We start from the raw sequence: 7,788 nt of genomic DNA on the forward strand, positions 1-7,788 counted from the left end.
GCTATGGCAGGCTGGCATACACGCGCCATTATTTACCAGATTGATACCGCCCTGTTTTACGATCTTAACGGCGATGGCTGTGGCGACATCGCCGGAATCGCCGCGAAGCTGCGCTATATCCGCCGGATGGGTGCGACGGTTATCTGGATCACCCCGTTTTACCTCACGCCTTTTCTCGATGAAGGGTATGACGTGAGCGACCATTTGCAGGTCGATCCCCGCTTCGGCAAGCTCAACGATATCATCGCTTTTATTGAACTGGCGCGCGAGCTGGGGATGCAGGTCATTATTGAGCTGCTGATCCAGCATACTTCCGATGCGCATCCCTGGTTTCAACAGGCACGCCGCAACCCGCAATCCCCCTACCGTGACTATTATCTGTGGTCCGACACGGACGATGACGATACGCCGCCGATGTTCCCCGGCGTGGAGAAGAGCATCTGGACATGGGACGACGAGGCGGGGCAATACTACCGGCATATGTTTTATCACCACGAGCCGGATCTCAACCTGGCCTGCCCCGCCGTGCTGAAGGAGGTGGAGAACATCATCATCTTCTGGCTAAAGCTCGGGGTGTCGGGCTTTCGCCTGGATGCGGCATCGCACCTGACAAAACAGGCCGGACGTGGGGATGAAAAACGCGGGCTGTGGATCCTGGAGCATCTGCGCCGTCTTATCGAGCAGCGTAACCCGGACGCGATCCTGCTAGGCGAAGTCGACGTGGAGGTCGAGGCCTACAAAGATTATTTCGGTCAAAACAACCGGCTCAATCTGGTGCTGAATTTCTGGCTCAACAAGTACTTTTACGTCAGCCTGGCAGAGAAGAGCGCTCGGCCGCTGCGCAACGCGGTGAAGAAGATGATTGTGCCGCCGGACTCCTGCTGTTTCGCCAACTGGCTGCGCAATCATGATGAACTGGATCTGGCTGGGATAGGTAAAAAAGACAGACAAACCGTCATCGATGCCTTTGCTCCTGACGAAGAGATGAGTGTCTATCAGCGCGGGATCCGCCGCCGTCTGGCGCCGATGCTCAATGGCGATCGAAAGCGGCTGGCCTTTTGCCATGCGGTCTTGTTCTCGCTGCCGGGCGTGCCGGTTATGCGCTACGGGGATGAGATTGGCATGGGGGATGATTTAGCGCTGGAGGAGCGTTACGCCGTACGCACCCCAATGCAATGGGCCGGATCGCAAGGCGGTGGTTTCTCAGATGCCGACCCGGAAACCTTTGTCGCCCCGATGATTGACCGCGGCCCGTACCGCTATCAAACAATCAACGTGGCGGATTCGCTGCTGCACCGTAACTCGCTTCTGCACTGCATTATCGACATCGCCAACACGCGCTCGGAGTTTCCAGAAATCGGCATCGCGCCGTTTCGTCTTATTAATATCGACAGCGATGCGGTACTGGGGATCTATTACGAAACTGACACGCGCAGCATTCTGACCTTCGTAAACTTCAGCGATAAGCCCGTTAATTTTACCGCCAGAGGGATCCGACATGCGACCTGGACCGCTTGCCTGGCGGATAAACACTACAGCGACGTGCTGGAGTGCGGCAAAACCGTCGCGCTTAACCTCAGCGGCTATGGCTACCGCTGGTTCTGGACCGATCGTACCGCACTACGCTGATTATCGTCTCCGCGAGAGCAGGAGACGGGCCACGATCGCGCCCGTGACGGCAAGGGAGCCGAGCAACACTTTCCCCGGCATGCCGGAGGTGACGCTGGTGGCGCGCGCTTTTGCTTCGTTGGTGAAGTGCCCGTGGATTTTATGCAGGTCATTAACCGGCTGATCCAGATAGTCCTGACGGTCATCCGCATTTAGCGTATCGGTCATCTGCCCTTCCCAGGCTTTTTTGACCATCAGCCGGTCCAGAAAGCCGGGGAAAAGAAACTGCCCGACAATCGACTGGACAGTGCTGCTTCCCACCCACAGTTCCCGCACCGGTTTTTGCGCCACCTTAAAAATTGCGCTGGCAGCCACTTCCGGCTGAAAGACAGGAGGAACCGGGCGCATTGCCCAGGCAAATTTATTCCTCGCCCACTCGAACTGCGGCGTGTTGAGGCCCGGCATCTGTACCATTGCGATCTGCACCCGGCTGTTTTCATGCATCAGCTCGGTGCGCACGGCATCGGTAAATCCGCGGATCGCAGCTTTCGCCCCGCAGTAGGCTGACTGCAAGGGAATGGAGCGGTAGGCCAGCGCGGAGCCAACCTGAATAATCGTCCCGCGATCGCGTGGGGTCATTAACTCCAGCGCGGCACGGGTGCCGTTAACATAGCCCAGATAGGTCACCTCGGTGACGCGGCGAAACTCCTCAGGGGACATGGTGCGAAACGGCGCCAGCATCCCGCCCATGGCGTTATTCACCCATACATCGATGGCTCCCAGCCGATATTCAATCTCGTTAGCAGCATCCGTCACCGCCTTGCTGTCCGCCACGTCGGCCTGAACGGCACAGGCGTTGATCCCGAAACGGCGCAGTTCCTCTTCTGTGGAGCGCAGGCTCTGCTCATCGCGGGCAATGATGCCCACATCGTAGCCTGCTTTGGCAAAATGCAGCGCCGTGGCTTTTCCCACGCCCGCCGTACCGCCGGTAATCACGATGACAGCCATAGCCTTTCTCCTTGTTTCAGACGTTATCCCAGCCGGAGAGGATTTCGATCAGTTCAGACAGGGAATAACGTACCGCTTTATCCACCACATCCTGACATTCACCGGAAAACAGCACGGTGCGGGTGACCGTCTTTCCGCGTATATTCCAGCCAAAGCAGACCGTACCGGCAGCCGTGCCATCGTCTCCGCCTTCCGGCCCCGCATAACCGCTGATGGCAACACCGATATCCGCCTCGGCAATTTCACAAATTTTAGCGGCCATTTCGGTTACCGTTTGTTCACTGACGGCAGTGAAGCGCTCAATGGTTTCGTGACGCACGCCGAGGATCCTCTCCTTCGCCGCATCGCTGAACACCACCATGCCAACGTCATAAAATTCCGCCGTGTTCTCTTCGGCACAAAGCGCAACCGCCAGATTACCGCCGGTACAGGACTCTGCGGTGGTTAACCGTAAACCTCTGTCCGTGAGCTGAGTGGCGAGCTTTTTCGTCAGTTCACTGATGGTGCTGTTGTTATCGTGAATAAGATTGCTCATACCGTGGCCCCTTAATTTTTGTCAGGAATAATAGAAATATGACCATTACGCTCAAGAATAGCGTATTTAATCTCTTTCAATTCTGTAATGCCGTGGTTCTGGCGGGCTGATACCAATATATCATCACAGGACACTTCGACTTTTTTTAGCTTATCGGCAAGGGGAACACCGTTCTCCACCAATATCACCGGCGTACCATCAAGAATATTCTCAACCGTGGAAAAATATTTCTTCAGCAGGCCAAAAATAATATCCACCACCACCAGCGTTGTTATTGTAATCATTGCTCCGGTGACGGAAAAATCTTCGCCTAACAGCGCCTGCTGTGTCGCCTCACTGATAATTAAGAGCAAAATAAGGTCAAAGCTGGTCATTTGCAGCAGGGCGCGTCGCCCGGCGACTTTAAACACAATGACCAGAAACAGGTAAATTGCCAGGGCACGAAAAACCATGTCCATATTTGACTCCTAGGGGTAAATAAACTGCCAGAAACGAATATCCGGCTCGTTGTTTACGCGGATGCTGTTTGTCCACTTCCCTGCTTTTGACGGCGTGATGAATAACAAAACGGTAAATTTATCGGTCTGTTTTAAACGATCGTAGACGAGAAACAGGGTATTCCCCCGGCTGTACATGCTGTCCGGCTGTGGCCAGACGCTGCCAGGCTCATACGTGTCGCTGGTTTCGCTGGTCAGACTGAGGGTATATTTCCCCTCAGACGTTACCGGGAATGTCAGCGCCATCCGCGATTCGGTCTGGCGGCGGCCGAACCGCTCATAGTTCAATGTCAGAGAGTTTGCTGAGTTTGTTTTTTCCTCGTCACTCACCAGGCCGCTGGAAAACAGCCCGGCAATCGCCGCCAGGATAATAGCTAACAGCACAATAAAACCCACCTGGCGAAATGCGTACTCAAACGTCAGTAAACGATAACTCTCTTTTATCCCAGGCACTTTTTCATTTTTTGGTTCCATGGCTGTCGTCACCGTTTCGCTTAATAGCCGAAATTTATGATTTTACTGTGCAAATGCTTTTAAGACTTATCACATTTGCCACATAAAGGAATAGCAACAATACTTAATAAGTCAAGACATCCAAAATGAAGGATAACAGATGAAATTATCAGTGATTTCAGCCTTGTTAATATTAATTATCCCTTCCGCATGGGCAGATAATAACGGCGGGTTACAAAAGGGTGAAGCGCCCCCACCACCACATGCGCTGGACAGCGGTTATCGTGGTACCGATGATGCGCGCATTATGACCATTACTCAGGCGAAAGAGATGCATGATGGTGCCTCTATTTCACTGCGCGGCAATCTTATTGATGGCAACGGCGATAAATACGTATTCCAGGATAAAACTGGGAAAATCGACGTTATTATCCCGAAAGCGGTATTTGACGACAGAACCGTGGAACCTGACAACATGATCAGTATTAGCGGCTCGCTCGATAAAAAGACATCCCCCCCTGTAGTGCGGGTCAGCCACTTGCAAAAATAATTCAGCGAAGCGTTAACGCTGTACCTATCCATCAAATCTCACCCCTAACAAGGAGTTAGCTATGAGTGATAATGAACAACGTACGAACGCTTACCCAACGCCTCCTTTCCCGGAGCAGCCCCAGACGCCACCGGGCCTGGCGTCAGAAATGGAACCCGTACCCGACCACGGCGAGAAAAGTTACAAAGGGCATGGCCGTCTTGCCGGTAAGAAGGCGCTGATTACCGGGGGCGACTCCGGCATCGGGCGCGCGGTCGCCATTGCCTATGCCCGCGAAGGGGCAGATGTCGCCATTAACTATTTGCCGGAAGAGGAAGAGGACGCAGCGGAAGTGATCGCCCTGATTAAAGCGGAAGGTCGGAATGCCGTCGCGCTTCCGGGCGATGTGCGGGACGAAACCTTCTGTCAGAACCTGGTGGAACAGGCCGTCGGGAAACTGGGCGGGCTGGATATCCTGGTGAATAACGCTGGCCGCCAGCAGTACCGTGAGTCGCTGGAAGAACTGACTACGGAAGATTTTGACGCGACCTTTAAGACTAACGTCTATGCGCCTTTCTGGATCACAAAGGCGGCGCTGCGCCACATGAAAGCCCCCGCTTCCATCATTAACACCTCCTCCGTACAGGCGGTAAAACCAAGCGCCGTACTGCTTGACTATGCGCAGACCAAAGCCTGTCTCGCGGTGTTTACCAAAGCGCTGGCGAAACAGCTGGGGCCGAAGGGGATACGCGTGAACGCGGTAGCGCCCGGACCTTACTGGACCGTGCTTCAGCCCAGCGGTGGGCAGCCACAGGAAAAAGTGAAACATTTTGGCGAGAGTACCCCGCTGGGACGCCCGGGTCAGCCCGTGGAGATCGCACCGCTGTATGTCACCCTGGCCTCGGATGAGTGTTCATACACCTCCGGGCAGGTATGGTGCTCAGACGGCGGCGACGGCGTTATCTAACGATCAAGGCGCGCAGAGTGTAGGCCGGGTAAGGCGAAGCCGCCATCCGGCAAATTGTTGCAGGCGAATGCTAAAGGGCTGCGAAAGCAGCCTTTTTTATGGTTAAGGGGTGACGACAGGAAACCAGAAGCTGAAGCTCTCCATGCAGCGCAGCATTTCGTTCACCTTCGCGGCATTGCCGACGATCGTCACCTCACCTGCCTGTTGCGCCTTTTTCAGCGTGGTCTCTTTAAGGATGATGTTGTTCAGCGTGTCGCGGCTGAGCGTAATGGTTGCGTCCGGATTTTCAGCCTGGCTGTTGGCGCTATGGTTTAGCACGCCATTCTCCAGCTCCAGCTTGTACTTTCCGCCCTCGCGGCCTAAATCAACGTTAAATACGCCTCTGGTATTCGCCGCGCTGACGCCGTTAAGGTGCACGCCGAAGTAGTCAAAAATCATCTCAGCCGACATGGCACGGACCGCATCCGGGCTGGCCGTATTGGGCGTCGGCATTCTCTTCACGCCGTTACGCAACTCCTGCGCACCGGTGAGGTAGGCGTTACGCCACGGCCCTGACTCCGCCTGGTATCCCAGCTGTTCAAACGCGTCCGCTTCGAGTTCGCGCGCTGCCTTATTATTCGGATCGGCAAAGACGACTTTACTGACCACCTGCGCCACCCAGCGGTAATTCCCACGGGCATAATCAACCCGGGCTTTTTCAAGGATCGCGCTGGCTCCGCCCATGTATTCGACATACTTTTTCGCCGCCTCGACCGGAGGGAGTTCATCAAGCGTCGCCGGATTACCGTCGAACCAGCCAAGATAGTAGACATAGGTGGCTTTGACATTGTTGCTTACCGAGCCGTAATAGCCACGGCCTGCCCAGGATTTTGCCAGCCCGTAAGGCAGGGCGAAATTAGCGGCTATTTCATCCCTCGTCAGCCCTTTATTAGCCAGTCTCAGCGTCTGGTCGTTGATATAGCGGTATATATCACGCTGGCTTTTCATCAGCTTCACCACTTTCTTATTACCCCACGTGGGCCAGTGGTGCTGCGCGAGGATAATGTCCGCTTTATCACCCCAACGATCGATGGCGTTATTGATGTACTTTGACCATGCGAGCGGATCGTGAATTTTCGCCCCGCGTAGCGAGTAAGTATTGTGCAGGGTGTGAGTGACGTTCTCTGCGGCTTCAATCAGCTTTTTCTCCTCCACATACCAGAGCATTTCCGACGGCGCTTCCGACCCCGGCGCCAGCATAAAATCATAGGTGAGACCGTCGATGACCTCTTTCTGCCCGTCTTTGGTAATGGCATGAGTCGGCGCGATGAGCGTGACCGTTCCGGCTGAAGTGGTCGTCCCCAGACCCGCCCCTACCTGACCTGTTGCATTGGGCTGCAACAGGTTTCCGTAGATATAACTGGCACGGCGGCTCATGGTATTTCCGGCCATAATGTTTTCCGATACCGCCTCTTCCATAAAACCTGCTGGGGCATAGACTTTCACTTTGCCGGACGTCACCTCAGCGTCATCCACCACGCCACGCACGCCGCCATAATGATCGACGTGGCTATGGGTATAAATAACGGCAACAACCGGGCGCTTGCCGCGATGCTTAACGTAAAGATCCATGCCCGCTTTGGCCGTTTCCGCAGACACCAGCGGATCGATAACCGTGATCCCCTTTTGGCCCTCTATGATCGTCATATTCGACAGATCGAGGTTGCGGATCTGGTAGACCCCGTCCGTGACCTCAAACAGACCACCGATATTATTCAGCTGTGCCTGACGTCACAGGCTCGGGCTGACGGTATCCGGCGCTTTTTGCCCTTCTTTGATAAAAGCGTATTGCTGGGGGTCCCAGATAACGGCGCCTTTTTCGCCTTTAATCACCTCAGATGGCAGCGGGGCAATAAAGCCTTTGTGCGCATTTCGGAAATCGGTTTTATCAAAGAAGGGCAGTTGACCGTAAAGTGCTTCATTCATTTCTTTGGTATGGGCAGTGGCTCCCTTCCCCTCCTTTTGTGCCAGGACAGGCAATGAGACCAGTGAGGCCACTACCAGACCAGCCACAACCGTTGCACTAACGAGAGTTTTAAATTTCATATATCCTCGAGGAGTCATATTCACGCTGGCGGTACATGGGGGGAAAGGAGGGGCTTTGTTGAATAAATCAGATTTCGGGTAAGTCTCCCCCGTAGCGGGTTGTGTT

At 54.5% G+C, this 7,788-nt stretch carries 7 protein-coding genes and 1 pseudogene; 3 read left to right on the top strand and 5 right to left on the bottom strand.

The window, feature by feature from the left end; all coding sequences use genetic code 11:
• Positions 1-3: 3 nt before the first annotated feature.
• Entirely contained in the window at positions 4-1,629 is a 1,626-nt protein-coding gene (locus ACOTX7_RS06680; protein WP_221256431.1) for an alpha-amylase family protein, read from the top strand.
• Here ACOTX7_RS06680 and ACOTX7_RS06685 read toward each other — a convergent pair whose 3' ends face one another.
• From ACOTX7_RS06685 to ACOTX7_RS06700, 4 genes are read right to left on the bottom strand one after another with little or no spacing between them, the layout of a single operon-like run.
• Positions 1,630-2,616 carry an SDR family oxidoreductase gene (locus ACOTX7_RS06685; RefSeq protein ID WP_213828027.1) on the bottom strand — a complete coding sequence of 329 codons (987 nt, stop codon included), beginning with the start codon at positions 2,614-2,616 and terminating at the stop codon, positions 1,630-1,632. It abuts the gene before it with no gap.
• Between the two features lie 16 nt (positions 2,617-2,632).
• Complete coding sequence (locus ACOTX7_RS06690) at positions 2,633-3,151, bottom strand: 2-oxo-tetronate isomerase (RefSeq protein WP_047355216.1); 519 nt, start codon at positions 3,149-3,151, stop codon at positions 2,633-2,635.
• An 11-nt stretch (positions 3,152-3,162) separates the two neighbouring features.
• Positions 3,163-3,609 (bottom strand): DUF421 domain-containing protein, encoded by a 447-nt coding sequence (locus ACOTX7_RS06695; protein ID WP_221256432.1) that lies wholly within the window; start codon positions 3,607-3,609, stop codon positions 3,163-3,165.
• A gap of 9 nt (positions 3,610-3,618) precedes the next feature.
• On the bottom strand, positions 3,619-4,122 hold the full coding sequence (locus ACOTX7_RS06700; RefSeq protein ID WP_006811855.1) for a hypothetical protein: 504 nt from the start codon (positions 4,120-4,122) through the stop codon (positions 3,619-3,621).
• A gap of 139 nt (positions 4,123-4,261) precedes the next feature.
• Between ACOTX7_RS06700 and ACOTX7_RS06705 the strand changes: the two genes are divergently transcribed.
• The gene (locus tag ACOTX7_RS06705) at positions 4,262-4,651 is read left to right on the top strand and encodes a YdeI family stress tolerance OB fold protein (RefSeq protein WP_047355214.1); all 390 of its coding nucleotides are present in this window, start codon (positions 4,262-4,264) and stop codon (positions 4,649-4,651) included.
• A 61-nt stretch (positions 4,652-4,712) separates the two neighbouring features.
• Positions 4,713-5,597: an SDR family oxidoreductase gene (locus tag ACOTX7_RS06710; protein ID WP_006811857.1), complete on the top strand. Its 885-nt coding sequence runs from the start codon at positions 4,713-4,715 to the stop codon at positions 5,595-5,597.
• Positions 5,598-5,699: 102 nt separating this feature from the next.
• Here the strand turns inward: ACOTX7_RS06710 and ACOTX7_RS06715 are convergent.
• Positions 5,700-7,682 (bottom strand): annotated as a pseudogene (locus ACOTX7_RS06715) (alkyl/aryl-sulfatase).
• Between the last annotated feature and the right edge of the window lie 106 nt (positions 7,683-7,788).

Source organism: Enterobacter cloacae complex sp. IR5418 (assembly GCF_049238105.1).
GTDB classification, from domain to species: Bacteria; Pseudomonadota; Gammaproteobacteria; order Enterobacterales; family Enterobacteriaceae; genus Enterobacter; species Enterobacter hormaechei.

Excerpts from the sequence above, each read along its gene's own strand:
- ACOTX7_RS06695 (WP_221256432.1), bottom strand. The coding sequence starts at position 3,609 with ATGGACATGGTTTTTCGTGCCCTGGCAATTTACCTGTTTCTGGTCATT.
- ACOTX7_RS06705 (WP_047355214.1), top strand. The coding sequence starts at position 4,262 with ATGAAATTATCAGTGATTTCAGCCTTGTTAATATTAATTATCCCTTCC.
- ACOTX7_RS06700 (WP_006811855.1), bottom strand. The coding sequence starts at position 4,122 with ATGGAACCAAAAAATGAAAAAGTGCCTGGGATAAAAGAGAGTTATCGT.
- ACOTX7_RS06690 (WP_047355216.1), bottom strand. The coding sequence starts at position 3,151 with ATGAGCAATCTTATTCACGATAACAACAGCACCATCAGTGAACTGACG.
- ACOTX7_RS06685 (WP_213828027.1), bottom strand. The coding sequence starts at position 2,616 with ATGGCTGTCATCGTGATTACCGGCGGTACGGCGGGCGTGGGAAAAGCC.
- ACOTX7_RS06710 (WP_006811857.1), top strand. The coding sequence starts at position 4,713 with ATGAGTGATAATGAACAACGTACGAACGCTTACCCAACGCCTCCTTTC.
- ACOTX7_RS06680 (WP_221256431.1), top strand. The coding sequence starts at position 4 with ATGGCAGGCTGGCATACACGCGCCATTATTTACCAGATTGATACCGCC.